Consider the following 23720-nt stretch of genomic DNA (forward strand, 5'->3'; position numbering starts at 1 on the left):
TTGCCTCTCCCGCAGCAGTACCGCCCGCGCGCCTCAGAACCAGACGCCGCGCTTCTGCATGACCTCACGCAACGTGTCGATGTGATCGGTCATGATGCCATCGACTCCCAGGTCCAGGAGCCGGTGCATCCGCTCGGGTTCGTTGATGGTCCACACGTGGACGTGCAGCCCGAGCGCGTGGGCGGCGCGCACGAACCGCCGGTCGACCACCGGGACGCCCGACTGGGACTCGGGCACCTGTGCCGCGACCGCCGACCGGCGTACCGCGGCGGGCAGTCCCCAGGAGCGCAGCCGCAGCCCGACCACACCGCGCGTGCCGAACGAGGTGGCGAGGCGCGGCCCCGCCAGCCGCTGCGCCCGCAGCACCCGCGCCTCCGAGAACGACCCGACGCACACCCGGTCGTAGGAGTCCGTCTTCTCGATCAGGTCGAGGAGCGGCCGCAGGGCCGGTTCCGCCTTCGCGTCCACGTTCCAGCGGACGTCCGGGAACTCCTCCAGCAGCTCCTCGAAGAGGGGGAGCGGCTCGCGGCCGGCCACGCGCGCGTGCCGTACGTCCTCCCAGGGCAGGTCGGCGATCCGGCCGGCCCCGTCGGTGACCCGGTCCAGGGTGTCGTCGTGGAAGGCGACGAGCCTGCCGTCCGCCGTGGCGTGCACATCCGTCTCGATGTACCGGTAGCCGAGCTCGACCGCCCGCCGGAACTGCGCCACGGTGTTCTCCAGGCCGTCCGCGGCTCCGCCTCGATGGGCGAAGGCGATGGGGCCGGGGTGATCCAGGTACGGGTGGCGTATCAGCGTGCTCACGAACGCAGTATGGCCTGCTCCGATGACCCCTTGGCAACGACCGTGCTGCGGCCGGATGCCGCCGGGACGGCGAACACCTTCAGGAACAGCTGTGCGAGCGGGCCGATGGACACGGCGTAGAGCAGGGTGCCGGTGCCGAGGGTCCCGCCGAGCGCGAACCCGGTGACGACCACCGCGACCTCGATCGCCGTGCGGATGAGCCGGATCGAACGGCCGGTACGCCGGTGCAGCCCCGTCATCAGGCCGTCCCGGGGACCGGGCCCGAAGCTCGCCGCGATGTACAGCCCGGTCGCCGCCCCGTTGAGCACGATGCCGGCCAGCATCAGCGGAATCCGCACCGCGAACCCGTGCACCTCGGGGACGACGGCGAGTGCGGCGTTCATGGCGAGGCCGATGACGAAGACGTTGGAGACCGTGCCGAGGCCCGGCCGCTGGCGCAGCGGGATCCACAGGAGCAGCACGGCCGCCCCCACGATGATCGACACCGTGCCGATGCTGAGCCCGGTGTGCCCGGCGAGCCCCTGGTGCAGCACGCCCCAGGGCTCAAGGCCGAGGCCCGCCTCGACCAGAAGCGCGGAACTCACGCCGTACAGCGTGAGCCCCGCATAGAGCTGGACCAACCGTCGCCCGAGACGGCCTTGCGTGGACAAGGGATACCCCCCTGGTGGTAAAGGTGGACTGACCCGTGTCACTCTGTGGCTCGGAAGGGAAAGCCATCCATGGCCAATTCGGGGAAGGTGGACTGATTCGCATGGCGCAGTGGACCTCGGCAGTGGGGGCCGCACAGCTCGCCCGGCTGCTCAACTCGCAGCAGGACCGCCCGGCCGGCCCCGGCACCCGGCGTCCGCCCGCCTACCGCGCCCTCGCCGACGGTATCCGGCTGCTGGTCCTGGAGGGCCGGGTCCCGGTCGCCGCCCGGCTGCCCGCCGAACGCGAACTGGCCCTCGCCCTGTCCGTCAGCCGTACGACGGTGGCGGCGGCCTACGAGGCGCTGCGCGCGGAGGGCTTCCTGGAGTCCCGCCGGGGCGCCGGAAGCTGGACCGCGGTCCCGGCGGGCAACCCGCTGCCGGCCCGTGGCCTGGAACCCCTGCCCCCCGAGGCGCTCGGCTCGGTGATCGACCTGGGCTGCGCCGCACTGCCGGCCCCCGAGCCGTGGCTGACCCGCGCGGTCCAGGGTGCCCTGGAGGAACTCCCGCCGTACGCCCACACCCACGGCGACTACCCGGCCGGACTCCCTGTCCTCCGCTCGATGATCGCCGAGCGCTACACGGCGCGCGGGATCCCCACCATGCCCGAGCAGATCATGGTCACGACCGGGGCGATGGGCGCGATCGACGCGATCTGCCACCTCTTCGGCGGCCGCGGCGAACGCATCGCCGTCGAGTCGCCGTCGTACGCCAACATCCTCCAGCTGATGCGGGAGGCGGGCGCCCGCCTGGTGCCGGTGGCGATGGCCGAGGGGCTGGGCGGCTGGGACGTGGACCGCTGGCGCCAGGTCCTGCGGGATGCGGCGCCCCGCATCGCGTACGTGGTCGCCGACTTCCACAACCCCACCGGGGCGCTCGCCGACGACGACCAGCGGCGCCGGCTGGTGGACGCGGCCCGCTCGGCGGGCACGGTGCTGGTCGCCGACGAGACGATGACCGAGCTGTGGCTGGACGACGACGTGGAGATGCCCCGCCCGGTGTGCGGCTTCGACCCGGCGGGCTCCACCGTCATCACCGTCGGCTCGGCCAGCAAGGCGTTCTGGGCGGGCATGCGCATCGGCTGGGTCCGGGCGGCTCCCGACGTGATCCGCAGCCTGGTCGCCGCGCGGGCCTACGCCGACCTGGGCACGCCGGTGCTGGAGCAGCTGGCGGTGAACTGGCTGTTCAGCACGGGGGGCTGGGCCCAGGCCGTCGAGCTGCGCCGGACCCAGGCCCGGGAGAACCGGGAGGCGCTGGTGACGGCGGTACGGCGGGAGCTGCCGGAGTGGGAGTTCGAGGTGCCCAAGGGCGGGCTGACCCTGTGGGTCCGTGCCGGGGGTCTGTCCGGCTCGCGGCTGGCGGAGGCGGGGGAGCGGGTGGGGGTACGCGTCCCGTCCGGTCCGCGGTTCGGGGTCGACGGGGCCTTCGAGGGCTATGTGCGCCTTCCGTTCACCGTCGGAGGAGCGGTGGCGGAGGAGGCGGCGACGCGGCTGGCTGCGGCGGCGCGGTTGGTGGAGGCGGGGGCGAGTGGGGGGAACGGCGAGGCACCGCGGACTTTTGTGGCGTAGCGGCCGGTAGCGGTCCGGCTGCGGGTGAGTGGGGGCTGGTCGCGCAGTTCCCCGCGCCCCTGAAGGGGCGCTACAGCCGCCGCCTCTTCCCAGCCGCGGGCGCTCGCGACCCTTCTCAGCCGCGGGCAGTCGTGCCGCTGGGGCGGCACGGGTGGGCGCGGGCGGCACCCTGCAAGCGCCGGTAAGCGTCCCTACCCCCCCACCTCAGCCTCCATAGGCACCCCCGCCTGCTCCACCGCCTCACTCCTCGGCGGCAACAAAGCCAGCACCGCCTCCCGGTCCACCTCGCTCGTCGCGTCGTCGTACGGATCCGGCGTCGCCGGCACCTGGAGCCGCAGCACCGGCCCGTGCCCCAGCCGCGCATACCCCCGCCCCGGCGGCACCTGAGCCAACGGCGTCGTGTGCGGCGGCGCCCCCAGCGCCGCCGCCAGCTCGTCCGGCAGCGCCGGTCCCAGTACGACACGCGCGCGCGTGTGCTGTTGTACCGCCTCGCTCAACACGTCCGCGCTGTCGAGCTGTTCGGCGACCACCACGGTGACGTTCGCCGCGCGGCCGTGCCGGAGGGGGACCTGGAGGAGGGCCTGCGGGTCCTTGTGGCCGTCCGCCGAGGCCAGATGGACGAAGGCGCTCGGGCGGTCGAGGAGGATCCACAGGGGCCGCCGGCAGTCGTCCGGCGGCGGATGGCCCGCCTGGCGCGCGCGGTTGAGCGCGATGAGCCGCCGTTCCGTCTCGTTCGCGGCCCATTCCAGGCTGGCCAGCGCCCCGGCGAGCCCGCACTCCACGGCGAGGACCCCGTCCCGGCCGTTGAGGCACAGGTACTCGCCGGTGCCGCCGCCCTCGACGATGAGGACGTCGCCGTACTGGAGGGCCTGCAGGGCGACGGAGCGCAGCAGGGTCGAGGTGCCGCTGCCGGGGCGGCCCATGACCAGCAGGTGCGGCTCGGTGGAGCGGGCGCCGGTGCGCCAGACCACCGGCGGTACGTCACGCTGCTCGTCGCCGTACGCGAGCGGGAGCGTGCGCTGGACCTCGCTGGGGTCGGTGAACCCGAGGACCGTCTCGCCCGGCGCGGTGACGAACCGCTGGGCGGCGATGTCGGTGGGCAGCGGGGCGAGGACGGTGACCGTGAGCCGGTTGCCCTCCTCGTCCCACGCGAAGTGGTACTCGCGGCCCCGCCCGGACTTCGCGGTGAGCAGGTGCTCGATCCGCGTGCGGGCCTCGGGCTCGCCGTCCGGGAAGTACGCGGGGTAGCGGATCAGGAGCTGGCCGAGGCGGCCCGCGTCGTCGAACTCGTGGGCGAGGAAGGCCTTCTCCCACTCCCCGCCGTGTGCGTACAGCGGCGCCGGGTCCTCGGCGGCCGAGAAGTACGGCACCAGGGCCTCGTACAGGGACTGGAGCCGCTGGGTCTGCGACTCGTCGGGGCCCTCCGGCGGGGGCGGGGCGTGGTCACGGCCGTGCCAGGCGCTCGCCGCCATCAGGGTGATGACGGCGAGCAGCGGTCCGTACGGCACCAGCGCCACGACCAGGACGACCGAGGCCACCAGGAACAGCAGTGGCCCACGCTTGTCCTTCGGTGTCTGCGCCCACCTGTGCCGCCCGGCCGAGGCCAGCCGACTCAGCCCGCGGGTCACGGTGATGAGCGGATGGAGGACGTCGGTGGCGTTGTCGGCAGCCGTCCGGGCCAGCTCCCGGCTTCGGGCGAGCTGCGCGGTGCCGTTGCTCAGAATGCGGGGGAGGGGGCGCCGGACCACTGCTGTCTCCTGATGGTGCGTACGGGCTTGAGGAGCGTCAGAACTTGATGCCGCCGAGCAGGCTCGCGAGGCTCTCGCCGCCTGCCTTGATGCTCGGTGCGATGGCCGTGCTGGCGAGATAGAAGCCGAAGAGCGCCGAGGCCGTGGCGTGCGACGGCTTCAGTCCGTCCTTGCGGAAGAAGAGGAAGACGACGATGCCGAGCACGATGACGCCTGAGATGGAGAGGATCATTTGAGATCTCCTGGTGTCGAAGGGGGACAGTCACCATGAGTTCTTCCAGGATCACAGCAGGTATCCATACGATTAAAGGTGCAATTGGGTGAAATTTTGGGAATTTCACCCAATTGGTGGATTATTCCTGGCCTGCGGCGACCGGACCGGCCGCCTTCCGGTGCGGGAATGTGATCGTTCGGCGGGGCTGGGGTGATCTTTACCTCGGGCAGATCCGGTCATGTTCACCCTGGGCCAGTACGCTGGCGATTCACTCGTACGGCCCCACGGCCCGTCCGTTGCCGTACGCTCCCTCAGTCCACGCAAGTCCCCGCAGCGCACAGGAGAGGCGGTCCGGCCGATGAGCGAAGCCCCCGACCCCGAGGTCGTGGAGCTGGCGACCAAGATCTTCGATCTGGCCCGGCAGGGGCGGACCGAGGCGCTCGTGGCGTACCTCGACGCGGGCGTTCCGGCCAACCTCACCAACGACCGCGGGGACTCCCTCGTGATGCTCGCCGCCTATCACGGGCACGCCGACGAGGTGCGCGAGCTGCTCGCCCGGGGCGCCGAGGCGGACCGGGTCAACGACCGAGGTCAGACCCCCCTCGCCGGAGCGGTCTTCAAGGGTGAGACGGAAGTGATCAAGGCGCTGGTGGAAGCCGGCGCCGACCCGGCGGCGGGCACTCCGTCGGCCGTCGACACCGCGCGGATGTTCGGCAAGACGGAGGTTCTGGAACTGTTCGGTACCTCCTGACCCATCTGTTCTGACCAGCTAAAACACACAAAACGGGGGAGGCGGTACAGGGCCGCCGAAATTTCGGTCGCGGCAGGTCGAAGTGCCGAGTCATCATGACGTCGTGATTCACGGACGCGATGGCTGGGCAGGTGTTGCCGCACCGCGCGGGCCGTGATGCGGCCCGCATGGGCCACTGACGAGAGGCAGAGAGAAATGGTCTACAGCAAGCAAGAGACGGCGGGCGCTCCGACGTTGTGTCACGCGGCCAGGTAGTGCGTGTTCTCCGGTTGCGTCGACGCTTGATGTGAGGCTGTTTCCCATGTTCGATCCGGTCATAGCGCCCAGCGGTACGCTGCTCGGCCTGCTTCAGCGGGGCCGCGGCGACGGCACGCTGCACGCGCTCACCGCCCCGCGCGCCGAAGCGCTCGCGGCGCTGAACCACTGTGTGCTCCGCGACCCCCGCCACGACTGGCAGGTGGAGAACCGCTCCCTGTACTACGCCCGGCTCTACGTCGACCTGCACGGCGAGCTGGACGCCATCGAAGCGCACCTCTTCGACACCGAGGACGTCCTGGACACCGAGGAGTCCCGCACCGGCCTCGCGCTGGCCGTGCTCGGGCACCTCGCCTCCTACGGCAGGCAGGACGCGCTCGAACTGCTGCGCAGGTACGCCGCGACCGGCTCGAACTGGGCCTGGGCCCTGGACGAGCTGGCGCTGCGTGACGACGACGCGGGCCTGCGCGCAGTCGCCGCCCCGGTGCTCGCGCGCTTCACCACGGACGCCGAGGGCGAGGCCGAGCTGGCCGCCGCCGTACGGGACGCCTTCGAGCCACGGCCCTGGCGGCTATGGGCCGAGGATCCCCGCGAATGGATCGGCACGCGCGTGCGTGCCGCGCAGGAAACCGGCTGTTTCGACCGCTGGCAGCGCCAGATGCGACCTACCGGGCCCCGACCGGGGTGGAGCGTGCGGGCCGTCTTCGAATGGGCCCAGCAGGGCATGGAGCGCGGCGCCGCCCTCCATGTGCCGGCCGCCCGCTGCCTGGTCGCCGTCGCCGGGCCCGAGGACCGGCCGGAGATCCTCCAGGCCGCCAAGGACGGCATCGACGGAGCACGCTGTACCGCCCTGCGCTACCTCGCCGACAGCAACGACCCCGACGCGCTGAACCTGATCGAGGTCGCGGTGGCCGACGGCACGGCGACCGTCGTGGAGGCCGCCGTCGACGCCTTCGAACGCATGCGCAGTATCGCCGCCGTCGAGCGCGCCCGGGGCTGGGCCCGCCGGCCCGACGCCCTCGGGGCCGCGGCCGGCCGGATGCTGGCCTGCCGGGGCGGCACCAAGGACAGCGAGCTGGTCCTCGCCGCGTTGCGGGAGGCCGTACGCGGCGAAGGCCCGGACGCTCCGACGCTGTGGACCCTCGTCGACGGCACCGGACGCCTCGGCATCGTCTGCGCCGCGCCCGTCCTGCGGCACGTCTACCGCGAGACCGCCTCGTCCCACCTCCGTGGCCGCGCCGCCCGCGCCCTGGCCGCCACCGATCCCTCCTTCGCCACCGGCTTCGCCGTCGAATGCCTGTGGGACTGCGAGGAGACCACCCGCGAACTCGCCGCCCGGCACGCCGAGACCGGTGACGCCCGGGTCGTCGAACAGCTCCGCCGGCTCGCCGCCGATCCCGCCGAGGAGGCGGAGGTCCAGACGGCCGTACGCAGCCGTATCGGACCGGACACGGCCGCAATGTGACATATCACTGCACCGCGCAACTGCTTCACCACGGGAACCACGGGGGATCCCGCACACGTTCCATCCGCGGAAGACCGCCCGCCGGGTGAACATCCGGTGACCGGCGAGTCAGCCGGGTATGGACGCCGGCTGGCCTGCTCGGGTGTGCAGGCCAACGCTCATGGGACGTTTAACAATCGGAAAGATCCACTTTGACGCGGCCACGTCCAGCGCGGCGACAACACGGGTATGCGTGTCGTCATCGTGACCGAATCCTTTCCCCCCGATGTGAACGGCGTGGCCCACTGCGCGCTCCAGACCGCCCGACACCTCGTCGATCGCGGTCACGCTCCCCTCGTCGTCGCACCGGCTCCCGCCCCCGGAAACAGGCTCGCCGCGGCCGCCGCGCCCTGCCCTGTCGTCCATGTCCCCTCCCTTCCGCTCCCGGGCTATCCCCAGGTCCGCGTGGCTCTCCCCAGCCGCAAGCTCGCCGCCGCGTTGATCGAGCACCGCCCCGACGTGGTGCACCTGGCCAGCCCCTTCATCCTCGGCGTCCGCGGCATGGCCGCCGCCGCGCGGCTCGGCATCCCGGCCGTCGCCGTCTACCAGACCGACCTGGCCGGATACGCCCGTACCTACGTGGGCGCCGGCGAGGCGGCCGCCTGGCGGCGGATCCGGTCCGTGCACGGCGCCGCCGACCGCACCCTCGCCCCGTCCACCGCCTCGATCAGTGACCTGGAGGCGCACGGGGTGCCCCGGATCCAGCTCTGGCAGCGCGGCGTGGACACCGTCCGCTTCCGTCCCGAGTTCCGCGACGAGGCCCTGCGCCGCGAGATCGCCCCGAACGGCGAGATCATCGTCGGCTACGTCGGCCGCCTGGCACCCGAGAAGCAGGTCGAACTCCTCGCCGGGGTCTGCGGCCTGGAGGGCGTGAAGGTCGTGATCGTGGGCGACGGACCCGCCCAGGCCCACCTCACCGAGGCGCTGCCCGGCGCGGTCTTCCTCGGCCGCCGCACCGGCGACGACCTGGCCCGGATCTTCGCCTCGTTCGACGTCTTCGCGCACACCGGTCCCTTCGAGACGTTCTGCCAGACCGTCCAGGAGGCCATGGCCAGCGGCGTCCCGGTCGTCGCGCCCGCCGCCGGCGGCCCGATCGACCTGGTCGACCACGGCCGCACCGGGTTCCTGGTCCCGCCGCGCGACGCCGGTGCCGTACGAGAGGCCGTGGCCTCCCTCGTCGCCGACGCCGGGATGCGGGCCGCGTTCGGCCTCGCCGCGCGGGCCACGGTCGAGGGCCGCACCTGGGCGGCGGTCGGCGACCAGCTGATCGGCCACTACGAGGACGTGCTCGCGGCGCGCCGGCCGGTGGTGGCGGCATGAGCGGCACCTCCTCGGGCCCCCTGCGCATCGTCCGGCTGGCCAACTTCGTCGCCCCCGCCTCGGGCGGTCTGCGCACCGCCCTGCGCGAGCTCGGCAAGGGCTTCGTGGCGGCCGGGCACGAATCGGTCCTGATCGTGCCGGGCGAGCGCTACTCGGACCGGGACGAGGAGCAGGGCCGGGTCATCACGCTGCCCGGCCCGCTGCTGCCCGGCACCGGCGGCTACCGCGTCCTCGTCGACAAGAAGCGGGTGCAGAGCCTCCTGGAGCACCTCGCCCCGGACCGCCTGGAGGTGTCCGACCGCACCACCCTGCGCTGGACCGGCCGCTGGGCCCGGCGCGCCCGGATACCCGCGGTGATGGTCTCCCACGAGACCGCCGACGGAGTCCTGCGCACCTGGGGCATGTCCGAGAACATGTCCCGGCGCACCGCCGACGCGCTCAACATCCGTACGGCGCACACGTACGCGCGCGTGGTGTGCACCACCGAGTTCGCCGAGCGCGAGTTCATCCGCATCGGTGCGCGCAACGTCGTACGCGCCCCCCTGGGCGTGGACCTGACGGGCCGCCACCCCTCGCTGCGCGACCTCGACCTGCGGGCCAGATACGCGCGCGAGGACGAGGCACTGCTCGTCATGTGCTCGCGGCTGTCCGTGGAGAAGCGGCCCGGCACCGCCATCGACGCCGTGGAGGCGCTGGTACGGCGCGGGCGCCGGGTGATCCTGGTCGTCGCCGGCGACGGGCCGCTACGGGCGCGTCTGGAACAGCGGGCGCGCGAGCGCCGGCTGCCGGTGACCTTCCTGGGGCACGTCTCCGACCGGGACACCCTGGGGGCGCTGCAGGCGTCCGCCGACGTCGCCCTGGCGCCCGGACCGGCGGAGACCTTCGGGCTCGCCGCCCTGGAGGCCATGGCCTGCGGGACGCCCGTGGTCGCCAGCGCCTCCTCCGCGCTGCCCGAGGTGATCGGGTCCGCGGGGGCCACCGCGGCCGACCGCGGGGAGGCGTTCGCCGACGCCGTGGAGATGCTCCTGGAGCGGCCCGGCGCCGAGCGCAGGGAAACGGCACGCGCGCGTGCCGAGTGCTTCGGCTGGGGAACGGCCGTGGAGGCGTTCCTCGCCGCGCACGACGCGCCGGTGCTGTTCCGTCGCGACGAGAACGGAACGACGGCACCGGTCCGTCGTGTCGTGCCGGAGGGCGTGGCATGAGAGCGGTTCGTTTCGTGGCGCTCGGGGACTCGCTGACCGAGGGCGTGGGCGACCCCGCCGGCGACGGGTGGCGCGGCTGGGCCGCGCTGCTGGCCGGCGGACTCGCCGCGAAGGAGGTGGAGTTCACCAACCTCGCGGTCAGCGGGGCGCAGACCCGGGACGTGCTGGAACGCCAGACCCCGGCCGCACTGGAACTGCGCCCCGACATCGTCGCCGTCGTCATAGGCGTCAACGACACCCTGCGCTGCACCTTCGACATCCATGCGGTGGCCGAACGGCTCGACAAGGTCTACGCGGACCTGACCGCGCAGGGCGCGACCCTGCTCACGGCGTGCCTGCCCGACCCCGGTTCGATGTGGGGACTGCCGGGCGCCCTGTCCCGCCCGCTGGCCCGCCGGGGGCGTGCGGTCAACGCGGTGGTGCACGCCCTGTCCGAGCGGTACGGGGCCGTCCATCTGCACGCGGCGGAGGGCGCCTGGCTCACCGACCGCGAGATGTGGAGCGCGGACCGGCTGCACCCGGGCGAGCGCGGGCACCGGCAGCTCGCCGCCCGCTTCCACGCCCTGCTCGCCCCGCTGGGCATGGCGACGGGGACGGCGCCGTCCCCCGAGCCCGAGTTCCCGCCGCCGACGAAGAAGGCGAGCCTCCTCTGGCTCGCCACGGCCGGCACCGCCTGGGTGATCAGGCGCTGCCGGGACCTGCTGCCCCAGCTGCTGCGGTTGGCCGTCGACGAGATGCGGCACCGCCGCAGGGGCACCAGCGCACGCCTGGACCTGAGCGCGTCCGCCGCCGTCTCCGCCGCGCTGGCAGCCCTCCAGCCGCCGGAGCGGCCCGCCGACGCCGCGTGACGAGGCCACGTGACGAGGCCGCTGCGGCGGTTCAGCTGAGGCGTACGGCGGTTATGCGACGCCGTACGGCCACGAAGCGGACCGGGATACCTGGGACCGCCTGGGCCGCCGCCGGGAGGTCGGCGGCGCGGACCACCGCGATCACCGGATAGCCGCCGGTGGTCGGATGGTCGGCCAGGAACACCACCGGACGACCGTCCGGCGGAACCTGCACGGCGCCGAGGACCATGCCCTCGCTGGGGAGTTCACCGGGACGGGCCCGCTCCAGGGCGGGCCCCTCCGTGCGCAGCCCGATGCGGTTGCTCGCCGACGACACGCGGTACGCGCGCGAGGTGAACGCCCGCACGGCCGCGGGCGTGAACCAGCCGGCCCGCGGGCCGAGGGTCACCCGCAGCACGAGTTCCGCCGGCGGGGAGGGCTGCGGTACGACGTCCACGCGCGCGTGCGGGCCCACTGGCGTGCCCAGCGGCAGCACGTCGCCGTCCGCCAGCGGAGCGGGACCGAGCCCGGAGAGCAGATCCGTGGCCCGGCTGCCCAGCACCGGCTCGACGGCGATCCCGCCGGAGACGGCCACATAACCCCGTACGCCGGACCGGGCCGCTCCCACCTCCAGCAGTTCCCCGGCGGGAACCACGACGGGCGCGCCCCAGGCCGCCGGACGCCCGCCCACCGTGACGGGGCACGGCGCACCGCCGACCGCCGCCACGACGGTCGAACGCGGCCGCACGGCGCACCCGTTGAGTGTCGTCTCCAGAACGGCCGCGTCCGGTGCGTTGCCGACCAGCCGGTTCACGAGCGCCGCGGCGGGCCCGTCCAGCGCCCCGGAGCGGGGCACCCCCAGATGCGCGTACCCGGGCCGTCCCCGGTCCTGCACGGTGGTCAGCGCACCGGCCCGTACGACGACGAGCGCTCGGTCGGTCATGCGTCCCTCACCGGCACGAACCGCACGCGCGTCCCCGGCGCCAGCAGCGCGGCCGGCACGCGCGCGTGGTCCCACAGCACCGCGTCCGTCGTCCCGATCAGCTGCCAGCCACCCGGTGACGACCGCGGGTACACACCGGTGTACGGCCCGGCCAGCGCCACCGCGCCCGCGGGCACCGCGGTACGCGGGGTGGCCCGGCGCGGCACGTCGTAGCGCTCCGGGAGCCCGGTGAGGTAGCCGAAACCGGGCGCGAAGCCGCAGAAGGCGACCGTGAACTCGGTCTCCGCGTGGATGCGGGCCGCCTCCCGCTCGGGCACCCGCCAGTGGGCGGCGACGTCGGCGAGGTCCGGGCCGTCGTAGCGCACGGGCAGCTCGATCGCCGCACGCGCGCGTGGGGGAGTGGGCGGGACCACGGCGGCGGTCAGTTCGGTGGCCCGCCGGGCCGGGTCGTCGAGGCCGTCGAGCAGGACCGTGCGGGCGGCCGGCACGATCTCGCGGACCGACAGTGAGCCCTCCGCGCGACGGCGCAGCAACTCGGCGTGCAGGGCCTGGGCCTCCGCGCCGGAGCCGACCTCGACCAGGAGGGCGTCGTCGCCGACCAGGTGGACCGTCATGGGCGCGGCTGCCTGCGGGCTCGTGCTCACACTCGTGCTCACACCCGTCCTCCCGCTCGTCGTCACGCTCGTCGTCACACCTGTCCTCACGCTCGTCCTCATGCGAAGGCCGCCACGGTCACGCCCGCCGCCGCGAGCCGCGTGCGCACCCTGCGCGCCAGCTCCACGGCGCCCGGGGTGTCGCCGTGCAGACAGAGTGAGCGGGCGTGCACGGAGATGCGCGCGCCGGAGTGCGAGGTGACCACGCCGGAGCGCGCCAGTTCCACCGAGCGCTCCACGACCGCCTCCGGGTCGCTCACCACCGCGCCCTCGTGCCCGCGCGGGACCAGCGTCCCCTGGTCGGTGTAGGCCCGGTCCGCGAACGCCTCCGTCACGGCCGGCAGCCCCGCCTGCTCCGCCAGCGCCAGCACCCGGGAACCCGGCAGCCCCAGGACGGGCAGTGAGGCGTCCGCGAGGAGCACGCCGTCGACCACCGCGGCGGCCTGCTCCTCGTCGTGCACGACCCGGTTGTAGAGCGCGCCGTGCGGCTTCACGTACGCCACCCGCGCGCCGGCCGCACGGGCGAAGACCTCAAGGGCGCCGATCTGGTAGGCCACCTCGGCCGCCAGCTCGGCGGGCGGCACGTCCATCGCGCGCCGCCCGAACCCGGCCAGGTCCCGGTAGGACACCTGGGCGCCGATCGTCACCCCGCGCCCGGCCGCCAGCTCGCACACCCGCCGCATGGTGACCGCGTCCCCCGCATGGAAGCCGCAGGCCACATTGGCGCTGGTCACGACGGACAACAGCTGCTCGTCGTCGGTGAGCCGCCAGCGGCCGAAGCCCTCGCCGAGATCGGCGTTCAGGTCGATCGAGGTCATGGATGCGCTGTCTCTCCTGTCAGGCCACGCGGTACTGCTCGTCGCGGGCGTCGGTGATGAACATCTGGCCCGGTGCGTGCGTGATGGCGAACGGCGGCCGGGAGGCCGTCACCGCCGCCTGCGGGGTCACCCCGCACGCCCAGAACACCGGGATGTCGTCCGGGTCGGCGTCCACCGGGTCGCCGAAGTCGGGCCGGCCGAGGTCGTCGATGCCGAGCGCCGAGGGATCGCCGCAGTGTACGGGGCCGCCGTGCACCGCCGGGAGCAGACTGCTCTCCCGGATCGCGGTCGACAGATGCTGCGGCGGCACCGGGCGCATGGACACCACCAGCGGCCCCCGCAGCCGTCCCGCCGGACGGCACGGCCGGCTGGTCACGTACATGGGCACGTTCCGGCCCTGCTCGACATGGCGTATCGGCACCCCGGCCGCGGCCAGCGCCCACTCGAACGTGAAGCTGCACCCGAGCAGGAACGACACCAGATCGTCCCGCCAGTACGCGCGCACGTCCGTCGGCTCGTCCACCAGTTCCCCGTCCCGCCACACCCGGTAGCGCGGCAGGTCGGTACGCAGGTCCGCGCCCTCGGCGAGTTCGGTGCCGGTCGCACCGGCGTCGGTGACGTCGAGCACCGGACAGGGCTTCGGATTGCGCTGGCAGAACAGCAGCATGTCGTACGCCCAGTCGGCGGGCACCGAGATCAGGTTGGCCTGCGTATGACCGGCGGCGACCCCGGCCGTGGGGCCCGTGAGGCCCTTCCGGAAGCGGGCCCTGGCACTTCTCGGGCTCCACGCGTGCGCGTGCTCGTCGACGAGCGTGACGGGACGGTCTTCCGTGGCCAGGGTGAGAACGTGATCTTCCGAATGGTTCACGCCAGTTCCTTCCCGCGCGTCTCCGGCAGTCCGAACAGGGCCAGGGCCGCGAGTGCGTAGCCGGCCGCGCCGAAGACCAGCGCGCCGCCCACGCCCCAGCTGTCGGCCAGGAAGCCCACCAGGGTCGGGAAGACCGCGCCCACCGCGCGGCCCGTGTTGTACGTGAAGCCCTGCCCGGTGCCGCGCACCGCCGTCGGGTACAGCTCGCTCAGGTACGAACCGAAGCCGCTGAAGATCGCCGACATGCAGAACCCGAGCGGGAAACCGAGCACCAGGAGCAGCGTGTTGGCGCCGCCGGGGATGTTCGCGTACGCCAGCACGCAGACCGCCGACAGCACCGCGAACAGCCAGATGTTGCGGCGCCGGCCCAGCCGGTCGGTGAGGTAGCCGCCGGTGAGATAGCCGAGGAACGCTCCCGAGATCAGGAAGGTCAGATAGCCGCCGGTGCCGACGACCGACAGACCGCGCTCCGTCTTGAGATACGTGGGGATCCAGGTGGCCAGCGTGTAGTAGCCGCCCTGGACACCCGTGGACAGCAGGCCCGCGAAGACCGTGGTGCGCAGCAGCCCGGGTGCACCGGCCGTGCCCGGCCGGAAGATCGCGGCGAACGAGCCGCGCTGCGGGCTCTGTTCGCGTGCCGCGACCGCCTGTGGGGCGTCGTGCACCCGGCGCCGCACCCACACCACGAGGAGCGCGGGCAGCGCGCCGGTCCAGAACATCACCCGCCAGGCCATGTCGTCGCCGACGAACGAGAAGACCAGTGTGTACACGATCGCGGCGAGGGCCCAGCCGACGGCCCAGGAACTCTGGATCGCGCCCAGCGTGCGGCCGCGGTGCCGGGCGCTCGCGTACTCGGCGACCAGGATCGCGCCGACCGCCCACTCGCCGCCGAAGCCGAGGCCCTGGAGGGCGCGGAACGCCAGCAGGGTCTCGTAGTTGGGCGCGAAGCCGCAGGCCACCGTGAAGACCGCGTAGGTGACCACCGTGATCATCAGGGCACGGACCCGGCCGACCCGGTCCGCGAACACGCCCGCGGCGGCGCCGCCCACCGCGGAGACCACCAGGGTGACGGTGGTGAACAGGCCGGTCTGGCCGCTGTCCAGACCGAAGTACGCCGCGAGCGCGACCATGCTCAGCGGCAGGGTGAAGTAGTCGTACGAATCCAGGGCATATCCGCCGAAAGCACCGACGAACGCGCGCCGGCCGCGCGGACCGAGGGCGCGCAGCCAGCCGAACGCGCCGTCCTCGGCGGTGCGTTCACCCCTGCCCGGGTGCGCGTCGGAGGTCAGGGCCTGCGGTGGAGGAGTCGTGCTCATGGGCACCTCGCAGAAGAGGGACGGAGGGTGCGGGACTGAGCGGTGCGGGGCCGTGCCGAGGTCTTGCCGAGGGTCTTGCCTGGGTGAGCGTGATGAGCACCGTAGAGGATCGTTCAACGATCCTTCAATACCCACGTTGTTTCGTTCCTGTGTCTGCGGTTGAATTCCGGGCATGGCAGAGCAGCTGACGGGACTGGCCGACGACCGCGCCCTCCTCGGGCGGACCAGCACCGCCGAACGGATCTCCGACATCCTCAGGAGCCGTATCGCGGACGGTTACTTCCCGCCAGGCACCCGCCTGTCCGAGGACGGCATCGGGGGCGCGCTCGGCGTCTCCCGCAACACCCTGCGCGAGGCGTTCCGGCTGCTCACCCACGAACGCCTGCTGGTCCACGAACTCAACCGGGGCGTCTTCGTCCGGGTCCTGACCGTCGAGGACGTCGAGGACATCTACCGCACCCGCGCCCTCGTCGAGTGCGCCGTCGTGCGCGGTCTCGGCGAGCCGCCGTACGCCCTGGAGGGCCTGTCGACGGCGGTCACCGAGGGGCAGTCGGCGGCCACCGCGGATGACTGGAAAGCAGTGGGTACGGCCAATATCCACTTCCACCGGGAACTGGTCGCCCTGGCCGGCAGCGAGCGCACCGACGAACTGATGCGCAGCGTCTTCGCGGAACTCCGCCTCGCGTTCCACGTGGTCGACGACCCCCACGCCCTGCACGAGCCGTACCTGGCCCGCAACCGGGAGATCCTGCAGTCGCTGGAGCGCGGCGACCGGCGCGGCGCCGAGCGCCTGCTGGAGACGTACCTCACGGACTCCCTGGAACGGGTGGTGGAGGTCTACCGCCGCCGGGTGGACAACCCCTCGCAGTGAAGCGCCCCGCCCTGAAGCGCCCCGCCCTGAAGCGCCCCGTAAGGGGCGCGGGGAACTGCGCGACAAGCCCCCACTGACCCGCACCCGAAGAACCGGTCTCCACTCACCGGGCCCCACCGGCGGAGCCACCCGCGTCGTTTGGGCCGATGTCAGACCCAGGACCTAGTCTGTGCACCGTGACTTCGCCTGCATCGACGGACAGCGTGCCGCCCCAGCTCAGCGCGGGGCCGCGCCCCGCACCGGGCCCGGCCGCCGACGAGGGGCTGGCGCGGCGGCTGCGTGCGCTCGCGTGCACCGCGCCGCTGCACGACCTCGACGCACGCAAGGCGAACCTGGCCGGCGAGTACTCGGTGTACGGCATGGCCGAGGTGGCCCTCTCCGCCATCGACCTGGTCACCCTGAACATGGACTTCGACACTGGCGCCGACCACGAGCAGATCGTCGCCCGGCTGATCCCGCGCATCTCCGCCCAGACCCCGCACCGCCCCGTCGCCGAGCACGAGCGCGTGGCCCGCTGGGTCCTGGAGAACCTGATCAACGTCGGCAGCGTCGACCGCGGCTTCCGCGCGGTGTACGGCACCTTCGCGCCGGACGGGTCGTACGTCCGCCGGGACTACGACTTCAAGCTCATCGAAGAGGTGCCGGGCCCGGGCGGCACGGTCTACCTCCGTACCACCGACGAGGCGGTCAACGTCCTCGTCGGCGCCCTCGACACGGACGTCACCAGCGCCCAGATCGCCGCCGAGGTCAAGCTGGAGGTGCTGATCAACCGCGGGCGGCTCGCCGACGCCCAGCTCGCCGCGGAGCAGGCCCGCTACCGGACCGTGCAGTACTCGGAGAGCCTGCGCCGGGCCCTGGAGGCCACCCGGCGCAACGTCCGCGCGGTGGACTGGCTCAACGCCGTCCCCGACATGATCGCCGAGGCCCTCGACCACGTCGCCGACCGGTACCGGCACGAGAACGCGATCCTCACCAACATCCGCAAGGCCCGCGACGAGACCGAGGAGCCCGAGAACAAGCGGCGCGCCGCCGAGCTCGTCGACATCGTCAAGGACTGCATCCGACGGCACACCCAGTTGCAGTCGCGACTGCTGGAAGCCGGGCCGCTGTTCCGCGCGGAACAGGACCGGCAGGCGTTCGCGACACCCATGACGACGTCGGGGACCGACCTGTACGGGCACCTCCTCGCGCCGCTGCTGCCGTTGCCGCTGGAGCAGGCGAGCCGGGTCACGGGGGCGTTCTTCGCGCACGGGACCGGGCTGCGGACGCCGGTGTCGGTGCGGGTGGGCGACCTCGTCGACATACTGCTGACGCCGCCGGTCGAGCGGGAGCACCTGGGCGCGGAGATGCCGGAGCCGGACCTCATCGCCACGCCGGACGACAGCCGGTTCAGCGAGGAGCAGCTGGCGGACGCCATGCGCTTGCTGGACCTGCCGGCCGACGCGCCGCGTCGGCTCTCGGGGCTGCTGGCGGAGGCGCGACGTGCGGGTGGCGAGGATCTGGCCTACCTGGTCGCGCTGCTGGCCGTGCACGCCGCCAGCCCGGCCGTGGGCACGGCCTACCGGCAGGGTGAGGGGAAGCTGCTGTTCGCGGTGGACGACGGCGCGGAGCTGGACGACCCCGGATTCGGTGGTGCCGATCTGATCGTGGGGACTGCTCTGCTGGATGCGGTGGGGATGGCTGCGGATCGGACCGAGGCCGCGTGATGTTGTGTGCCGGGTGCCGGCCGGTGGGGGCTGGTCGCGCCCACGCGGCGGTAGCCGCAGATTCAACACAGCCCCGCGCCCCTAAAGGGGCGCACCAGCGCAACCCTGTTTTCAAGATCGAGGAGTTGTTGTGAGCGAGTACGTCGAGGCTGAAGCGGCTGTCGCGTCGGCGAGTGCTGCCGTCACGCCCGCCGATGCCGCTGACGCGGCTCGGCTCGTCGCCTTCGGGTTGCAGCCCAAGCTGCAGCCCGCGCGTGATCAGGAGTACACCGAGCTGCTGCGGCGGTACCGGGAGGACCCTCCGTTCGCGCGGCTCGCCGATGCCGTGGCCGCCGGGCTGGGGCTGGTGGTGCTGGAGGTGTCCCCGCGTGCGGGGATGGCGGTGACCGCCGCCGAGGACTCGGTGTTCGCTGTTCGCATGGGCGACTACGCACGCCGTACGTCCGCGGACGGCAGCGACCGGTTCCTGCACGGGCTCGCCCATCTCGCCGTCGCCGCGCTGGCGTTCCCGCGCCCCGAGGACCTGGCCGACGACGGCTACATCGGGCGGATCACGGTCAACGGCGTCGACGCCTTCGTCCGGCAGGCCTGCCGCCGCCTGGAGGAGCGGGCCGACGAGCTGGGGGAGAACACCGACCCGGCCACCGACGCGCCCGGCCTGGAGGCCGCCTGGCGGATCTGGGCCAGACGCAGCGCGACCGGCGCCACCAAGGACGCCCGTCGGCTGGCCGGTTCCACCACCGGAATCATCGGCAAGGCGGTCGTCTTCCTCACCGACTCCGGGTTCCTCCAGCGCACCGGCGACGACCAGGGCGGCACCTACCGCACGACGGCCCGCTACCAGCTCCAGGTGCGGGACATGGCCGGCAGCGCCGCCATGGCCGAGCTGCTGGAACTCGGCGTCGTCCCGGTCACCGACGGCACGGCCAGCCTGCTGCCCGCCGACGCCACCGAGGACCTGGACCTGGTCGCCGACGCCGGTCTGCCCTTCCACTCCTGAGCCGTTCCCGAAGCCCTGTCCGAGCCGTCACCACCCTTTTCCCACGTCTTACGAGAGTCCGCCATGTACGAGCTGTCCCGGGTCCGCCTCTACTCCATCGGGCCGGCCGGTGCGCGCTACGCCGACACCGTGCTGGACCTGCGTGGTGTCGGCGAGCCCGTGCCCGACCCCGCGCCGACCCAGGCGGAGTTCTTCGAGGAGGAGCCGGTCGGCCCGCCGCGCCGGCCCGCGCCCGCCGGCGTGCTCTTCCTGGAGAACGGCGGCGGCAAGTCGGTTCTGCTCAAGCTGATCTTCTCGGTGATGCTGCCGGGGCACCGCAACACCCTGGGCGGCGCCAGCTCCGGCGTGCTGCGCAAGTTCCTGCTCGCCGACGACTGCGGACACGTCGCCCTGGAGTGGCAGCACACGCTCACCGGCGAGTGCGTGGTCGTCGGCAAGGTGAGCGAGTGGCGGGGGCGGCAGGTCTCCAACGACCCGCGGAAGTTCGCCGAGGCCTGGTACTCGTTCCGTCCCGGTCCCGGGCTGTCGCTGGACAATCTGCCGGTCGCCGAGTCCACCGCCGTACGGCCGTCCGCAGAGGGAGCCTCCGGCGCGCAGGGGCGGCGGCGCACCATGAAGGGCTTCCGGGACGCCATCACCGAGGCGGGCAAGTTCTATCCGCATCTGGAGGTGCACTGGGAGGAGATCCACGACCGCTGGATCGAGCACCTCGGCGAACTCGGCCTGGACCCCGAACTCTTCCGCTACCAGCGCGAGATGAACGCCGACGAGGGCGAGGCCGCCGGCCTCTTCGCGGTGAAGAAGGACTCCGACTTCACCGACCTGCTGCTGCGGGCCGTGACCGACACCCGGGACACGGACGGGCTCGCCGACCTGGTCGGCGGCTTCGGCAACAAGCTGGGGCGGCGAGCCGAGCTGATCGCCGAGCGGGACTTCACCGCCGGGTCGGTGGACCTGCTCGGGCGGATCGTGGAGGCCGCGGAGGCGCGGTCACGCGCGCGTGACATCCACGCGGGCGCCGAGCGCCGTACCCGCACGCTGGCGCGGCGGTTGTCCGCGCGGGGCGCGCAGGAGCGGCTGCGCGCCGCAGACCTCGCCCAGCGGGTCACGGCCGCCGCCTACGCCGTCACGCACTCCGAGGGCGCCCGGGAGCGCAGCGCGCTGATCGCCGCCGAACTCGCCTACCGGCACGCCTCCCTGGCGCTGGCCGCCGGCGAGAAGTCCGCCGCGGCGCAGAAGCGCGAGCTGGCCGACGCGCGCACCCTGCACTCCGCCTGGCAGGCCGCCGAGGCCGCGCTGCGCCACCGCGCCGCTGCCGACCGCGTCGCCCGCGTGGCCGCCGCCATCCAGGAGGCCGAGCGGGACGCGGCCCCTGCCCTCGCCGCCCGTGCCAAGGCCGCCGTCGAGCTCGTACGGGCCCTGCACACGGCCGCAGAGCGCGCCGAGCATCTCGCCAACGAGGAGGAGGAGCGGTCCGCCGCGCTCCAGGAGGTCAGCGACTCCGCGTACCGGGACTCGACCTCGGCCGCCACCGGGGCGCAGCGCGCCCGCAGCGAGGCCGGGCATCTGCGGCAGCGGCTCGGCGAGGTCGAGCAGGAGACCGCCGAGGCGGTCCGCGCGGGCTGGCTCGACGACAGCGCCCCGGACGCCGACCCGGCCCGGGCCGCGCTCGCGGCGAGCGACGCCGAGAAGACGGCCGTGGCCGCCTGGGACACCGCCCGCGAGGCCTCCCGCAGGGCGAGCGAGCACGCGCGCGAGGCGGCCTCCGCCGAGTCCCGCGCCGAACTCACCGCCGCCCGCGCGGCCGACGCCGCGACGGCGGCCGAGCGGACGTACGACTCCGAGAAACGCCTGGCCGAGAGCCTGGCGGCGGAGGAGAGCCTCACCGAGCTGCTGGGCCTCACCGGCTCGCGCACCGCCGTCCCGCGGCCCCGCCACGAGGACGGCGACGACAGGCTCACCCCCGAGGAACTCGACCGGTTCGCCGACGAGTTGCGGGAGCTGCTGGACGACGCCGTCGGTTCCGCCGAGCGGCACCTGTTCGAGCTGCGCACCGCGGCCGCCGACGACTCCCGGATCCTCGGCGCCCTCGGCGACGGCGGACTGCTGCCGCCCGGCCCCGACGTCCTCGCCACCGTCGAGTTCCTCGGCGAGCACGGCATCCCGGCACTGCCCGGCTGGCGCTACCTCGCGCAGGCCGTCGACCCCGCCGACCACGCGCGCGTGCTCGCCGCCCGCCCCGAACTCGTCGACGGCGTCATCATCACCGACCCCGACACGCACGCCCGTGCCCGCGAGACACTCGGCGAGGCGGCTCTGCTGCCGCGCTCCGCCGTGGCCGTCGGCACCGCCGCGGCCCTGCTCGCGCCGACCCCGGCCGCCGACGCCACCCCGGGCGACGTGTTCCTCGTACCGCCGAACCCCGCCATGCACGACGAGCACGCCGCCGACGAGGAGCGGCAGGCCCTGCGCGCGCGGGCCACCGAGCGGGACGAGGAGATCCGCACCCTCGCCGCGCGGCTCGGCAAGGACCGCGAGCTGGCCGCGCGGCTCGCCTCCTGGCGCACCGGCTGCCCGGCCGGGCGGCTCGTGGAGCTGGCCCAGGAGGCCCGGGACGCGCGGGTGTTCGCGGAGGAGTCCGAGGCGGAGCTGGCCGAGGCGCGGACCGTGCGCGCGGAGACCGAGGAGACCGCCGCCGAGGCCGCGCAGGTGCGCGACGAACGGCAGGAGGCCGCCCAGCGGGCCCGGCGCGCGGCCGACGCCCTCGCCGGTCTGGCGTTCCGGCTGCGCGAGCGGGCCGGCTGGCAGGTCAGGGTGCGCGAACTCGCCGACGAGGCCGCCGAGTCGGAGGCCCGCGCCCAGTCCTGCCTGGAGCGCGCCCGCGTTGCCGACGAGGACCGGCGCGGTGCCCAGCGCGCCGCCGACGACGCCCGCCGTACCGCCCGAGCGCTGCGCGCCGAGCGCTCCGAGATCGCCGGCGCCCCTGACGACCTGCCCGACTCCGACGCGGACGCCGCCAGGTCCTCGTCCTCGCTGCCCGCCCTGCGCGAGGCCTACCGGGCCGCCTCGCAGGTGTACGAGAAGGTCGGCGTCGGCGCCGACCTGCGCGCCGAGCAGGCCCGTTCGGAGAGCGACGAGAGCGCCGCTCTCGCGGAACTGGAGCGGCTCAGCAACAAGGTCCGCACCCGCGCCGAGCAGCTGCTCCAGTCGCCCGACGGCTCCGACGGCCCCTCCCGGCAGGCCGCCGCCGCCCGCGCGGAGGAACTGGTGCAGCTCCTGGAGACCCGCATGTCGACCGCGAGCGAGCAGCTCGGGCGGCTCCGCGGCGAGGCCGAGCGGCACGCCCCCGAGGACGGCGAGGCGCACACCGAACTGCCCGAGGAGCTCCAGCCGCGCGACGCCGAGCACGCACAGGCGCTGCTGCGCACGGCGACGGCCGAACTGGCCGCACGCGCCGAGGCGTTGGCCCAGGCCCGGGAGGCGCACGCCGACCTGCTGGACACGCACCGCGCGGCCGAGGACGCGGCGGGCGGCATCGAGGAGATCGCCGCCATGCTCCGCGACCTGCTGCGCGAGCACACCGCCGAGGAGGAGCAGGAGGAGCCCGAGCCCTACCCCGGCAGCCTGGAGGAGGCCCGGCACTCCGCCGCCGAGGCCCGCAGGTCGCTGCGCGGCTGCGCCGGTGACCTGTCCGCCGCCGAGGCCGCCGTCCGCGAGGCGAGCGACGTCCTTGTACGGCACGCCAACGCCACCCGGTACGAGGCGGTACGGACCCCCGCGCGCCAGCAGATCCGGGAACTGCCCGCCTCCGCGCTGCCCGAGCACGCCCAGAAGTGGGCGGACGCCTTCGCGCCCCGGCTACGGGTGCTGACCGACGAACTGGCCCAGCTGGAACGGAACCGGGACTCGATCGTGGACCGGCTGCGGGGGCTCGTCGAGTCCGCGCTGGCGACCCTGCGCTCGGCCCAGCGGCTCTCCCGGCTGCCCGAGGGGCTCGGCGAGTGGTCCGGGCAGGAGTTCCTCCGCATCCGCTTCGAGGAACCCGACCAGGCCACGCTCACCGAGCGGCTCGGCGAGGTCGTCGACGAGGCGACCCGGGCCGCCGTGAAGAAGAACTCCGATCTGCGGCGGGACGGAATGTCCCTGCTGCTGAGGGGAGTCGCGGCCGCGCTCCAGCCGAAGGGCGTCGCCGTCGAGATCCTCAAGCCGGACGCGGTACTGCGCGCCGAGCGGGTGCCGGTGGGGCAGATGGGGGACGTGTTCTCCGGTGGCCAGCTGCTGACCGCGGCCATCGCGCTGTACTGCACGATGGCCGCCCTACGGTCCAACGACCGGGGGCGGGACAAGCACCGGCACGCGGGGACGCTGTTCCTCGACAACCCCATCGGGCGCGCCAACGCGACCTACCTGCTGGAGCTCCAGCGGGCCGTGTCGGATGCGCTGGGCGTGCAACTGCTGTACACGACCGGCCTGTTCGACACGACGGCGCTGGCCGAGTTCCCGCTGGTCATCCGGCTGCGGAACGACGCGGACCTCAGGGCCGGCCTGAAGTACATCAGCGTGGAGGAACATCTCCGGCCCGGGCTGCCGCAGCAGCCGCAGGCGGGAGAGGCCGTGCGCAGCGAGATCACCGCCACCCGGATGTTCAAGAAGCCGTCGGCCTGACGGC

At 73.6% G+C, this 23720-nt stretch carries 20 protein-coding genes; 10 read left to right on the forward strand and 10 right to left on the reverse strand.

All coding sequences use genetic code 11. From position 1 onward, the window contains the following. Positions 1-33: 33 nt before the first annotated feature. Positions 34-801: a glycerophosphodiester phosphodiesterase family protein gene (locus SSP29_RS56400; protein WP_089103314.1), complete on the reverse strand. Its 768-nt coding sequence runs from the start codon at positions 799-801 to the stop codon at positions 34-36. Continuing rightward, a complete protein-coding gene (yczE, locus tag SSP29_RS56405; RefSeq protein WP_089103315.1) occupies positions 798-1451 on the reverse strand; it encodes a membrane protein YczE in 654 nt (217 codons plus the stop codon). Before yczE ends, SSP29_RS56400 begins: the two co-directional genes overlap by 4 nt. A 101-nt stretch (positions 1452-1552) precedes the next feature. On the opposite strand from yczE, the gene SSP29_RS26620 reads away from it, so the two are divergent. After that, positions 1553-3055: an SCO1417 family PLP biosynthesis transcription factor gene (locus SSP29_RS26620; RefSeq protein ID WP_089103316.1), complete on the forward strand. Its 1503-nt coding sequence runs from the start codon at positions 1553-1555 to the stop codon at positions 3053-3055. A gap of 191 nt (positions 3056-3246) precedes the next feature. On the opposite strand, the gene SSP29_RS26625 is transcribed toward SSP29_RS26620, so the two are convergent. Continuing rightward, positions 3247-4803 (reverse strand): hypothetical protein, encoded by a 1557-nt coding sequence (locus tag SSP29_RS26625; RefSeq protein WP_089103317.1) that lies wholly within the window; start codon positions 4801-4803, stop codon positions 3247-3249. 37 nt (positions 4804-4840) lie between these two features. Then, the gene (locus tag SSP29_RS26630; protein WP_089103318.1) at positions 4841-5035 is read right to left on the reverse strand and encodes a hypothetical protein; all 195 of its coding nucleotides are present in this window, start codon (positions 5033-5035) and stop codon (positions 4841-4843) included. Between the two features lie 340 nt (positions 5036-5375). Between SSP29_RS26630 and SSP29_RS26635 the strand changes: the two genes are divergently transcribed. After that, positions 5376-5768 carry an ankyrin repeat domain-containing protein gene (locus SSP29_RS26635; RefSeq protein WP_089103319.1) on the forward strand — a complete coding sequence of 131 codons (393 nt, stop codon included), beginning with the start codon at positions 5376-5378 and terminating at the stop codon, positions 5766-5768. 301 nt (positions 5769-6069) lie between these two features. Then, positions 6070-7488 (forward strand): HEAT repeat domain-containing protein, encoded by a 1419-nt coding sequence (locus SSP29_RS26640; protein ID WP_089103320.1) that lies wholly within the window; start codon positions 6070-6072, stop codon positions 7486-7488. A gap of 108 nt (positions 7489-7596) precedes the next feature. On the opposite strand, the gene SSP29_RS58630 is transcribed toward SSP29_RS26640, so the two are convergent. Beyond that, positions 7597-7815 (reverse strand): hypothetical protein, encoded by a 219-nt coding sequence (locus SSP29_RS58630; protein WP_167449995.1) that lies wholly within the window; start codon positions 7813-7815, stop codon positions 7597-7599. Between SSP29_RS58630 and SSP29_RS26645 the strand changes: the two genes are divergently transcribed. Genes SSP29_RS26645 through SSP29_RS26655 form a run of 3 tightly spaced genes read left to right on the forward strand, consistent with a single transcriptional unit; the run spans position 7717 to position 10897 of the window. Beyond that, positions 7717-8847, forward strand: a complete 1131-nt coding sequence (locus tag SSP29_RS26645) for a glycosyltransferase family 4 protein (protein ID WP_089103321.1) — start codon at positions 7717-7719, stop codon at positions 8845-8847. The two genes, SSP29_RS58630 and SSP29_RS26645, sit on opposite strands and share 99 nt — an antisense overlap. Continuing rightward, a complete protein-coding gene (locus tag SSP29_RS26650; protein ID WP_089103322.1) occupies positions 8844-10049 on the forward strand; it encodes a glycosyltransferase in 1206 nt (401 codons plus the stop codon). Before SSP29_RS26645 ends, SSP29_RS26650 begins: the two co-directional genes overlap by 4 nt. Then, positions 10046-10897 (forward strand): SGNH/GDSL hydrolase family protein, encoded by an 852-nt coding sequence (locus tag SSP29_RS26655; protein WP_089103323.1) that lies wholly within the window; start codon positions 10046-10048, stop codon positions 10895-10897. The genes SSP29_RS26650 and SSP29_RS26655 overlap by 4 nt, the downstream gene beginning before the upstream one ends. Positions 10898-10928: 31 nt before the next feature. Here SSP29_RS26655 and SSP29_RS26660 read toward each other — a convergent pair whose 3' ends face one another. The 5 genes from SSP29_RS26660 to SSP29_RS26680 form a co-directional block, all read right to left on the reverse strand. Then, complete coding sequence (locus SSP29_RS26660; protein WP_089103324.1) at positions 10929-11819, reverse strand: 5-oxoprolinase subunit C family protein; 891 nt, start codon at positions 11817-11819, stop codon at positions 10929-10931. Further along, positions 11816-12433 carry a 5-oxoprolinase subunit B family protein gene (locus SSP29_RS26665; RefSeq protein ID WP_089103325.1) on the reverse strand — a complete coding sequence of 206 codons (618 nt, stop codon included), beginning with the start codon at positions 12431-12433 and terminating at the stop codon, positions 11816-11818. The genes SSP29_RS26660 and SSP29_RS26665 overlap by 4 nt, the downstream gene beginning before the upstream one ends. 98 nt (positions 12434-12531) lie before the next feature. After that, positions 12532-13290, reverse strand: coding sequence for a LamB/YcsF family protein (locus SSP29_RS26670; RefSeq protein WP_089103326.1), 759 nt, complete (start codon positions 13288-13290; stop codon positions 12532-12534). Between the two features lie 19 nt (positions 13291-13309). After that, positions 13310-14128 (reverse strand): putative hydro-lyase, encoded by an 819-nt coding sequence (locus SSP29_RS26675; protein ID WP_089103382.1) that lies wholly within the window; start codon positions 14126-14128, stop codon positions 13310-13312. A gap of 26 nt (positions 14129-14154) precedes the next feature. Continuing rightward, on the reverse strand, positions 14155-15474 hold the full coding sequence (locus SSP29_RS26680; protein ID WP_089103327.1) for an MFS transporter: 1320 nt from the start codon (positions 15472-15474) through the stop codon (positions 14155-14157). 172 nt (positions 15475-15646) lie between these two features. Here SSP29_RS26680 and SSP29_RS26685 point away from each other — a divergent pair, with 172 nt between their 5' ends. The 4 genes from SSP29_RS26685 (at position 15647) to SSP29_RS26700 (ending at position 23716) form a co-directional block, all read left to right on the forward strand. Then, positions 15647-16345, forward strand: a complete 699-nt coding sequence (locus SSP29_RS26685) for a GntR family transcriptional regulator (protein WP_089103328.1) — start codon at positions 15647-15649, stop codon at positions 16343-16345. Between the two features lie 176 nt (positions 16346-16521). Next, positions 16522-18051: a hypothetical protein gene (locus SSP29_RS26690; protein ID WP_089103329.1), complete on the forward strand. Its 1530-nt coding sequence runs from the start codon at positions 16522-16524 to the stop codon at positions 18049-18051. 130 nt (positions 18052-18181) lie between these two features. Then, complete coding sequence (locus tag SSP29_RS26695; RefSeq protein WP_089103330.1) at positions 18182-19051, forward strand: hypothetical protein; 870 nt, start codon at positions 18182-18184, stop codon at positions 19049-19051. Between the two features lie 63 nt (positions 19052-19114). Next, positions 19115-23716, forward strand: a complete 4602-nt coding sequence (locus SSP29_RS26700) for a hypothetical protein (protein ID WP_089103331.1) — start codon at positions 19115-19117, stop codon at positions 23714-23716. Positions 23717-23720: the final 4 nt, after the last annotated feature.

The organism is Streptomyces hyaluromycini (assembly GCF_002217755.1).
Lineage (GTDB): Bacteria > Actinomycetota > Actinomycetes > Streptomycetales > Streptomycetaceae > Streptomyces > Streptomyces hyaluromycini.

Bases quoted from the DNA above. Each gene is read 5' to 3' on its own strand.
- SSP29_RS26640 (WP_089103320.1), top strand. From the start codon at position 6,070: ATGTTCGATCCGGTCATAGCGCCCAGCGGTACGCTGCTCGGCCTGCTT.
- SSP29_RS26670 (WP_089103326.1), bottom strand. From the start codon at position 13,290: ATGACCTCGATCGACCTGAACGCCGATCTCGGCGAGGGCTTCGGCCGC.
- SSP29_RS26700 (WP_089103331.1), top strand. From the start codon at position 19,115: ATGTACGAGCTGTCCCGGGTCCGCCTCTACTCCATCGGGCCGGCCGGT.
- SSP29_RS26655 (WP_089103323.1), top strand. From the start codon at position 10,046: ATGAGAGCGGTTCGTTTCGTGGCGCTCGGGGACTCGCTGACCGAGGGC.
- SSP29_RS26680 (WP_089103327.1), bottom strand. From the start codon at position 15,474: ATGAGCACGACTCCTCCACCGCAGGCCCTGACCTCCGACGCGCACCCG.
- SSP29_RS26650 (WP_089103322.1), top strand. From the start codon at position 8,844: ATGAGCGGCACCTCCTCGGGCCCCCTGCGCATCGTCCGGCTGGCCAAC.
- SSP29_RS26635 (WP_089103319.1), top strand. From the start codon at position 5,376: ATGAGCGAAGCCCCCGACCCCGAGGTCGTGGAGCTGGCGACCAAGATC.
- SSP29_RS26620 (WP_089103316.1), top strand. From the start codon at position 1,553: ATGGCGCAGTGGACCTCGGCAGTGGGGGCCGCACAGCTCGCCCGGCTG.
- SSP29_RS26685 (WP_089103328.1), top strand. From the start codon at position 15,647: ATGGCAGAGCAGCTGACGGGACTGGCCGACGACCGCGCCCTCCTCGGG.
- SSP29_RS26645 (WP_089103321.1), top strand. From the start codon at position 7,717: ATGCGTGTCGTCATCGTGACCGAATCCTTTCCCCCCGATGTGAACGGC.
- SSP29_RS26660 (WP_089103324.1), bottom strand. From the start codon at position 11,819: ATGACCGACCGAGCGCTCGTCGTCGTACGGGCCGGTGCGCTGACCACC.
- SSP29_RS26665 (WP_089103325.1), bottom strand. From the start codon at position 12,433: ATGACGGTCCACCTGGTCGGCGACGACGCCCTCCTGGTCGAGGTCGGC.
- SSP29_RS26630 (WP_089103318.1), bottom strand. From the start codon at position 5,035: ATGATCCTCTCCATCTCAGGCGTCATCGTGCTCGGCATCGTCGTCTTC.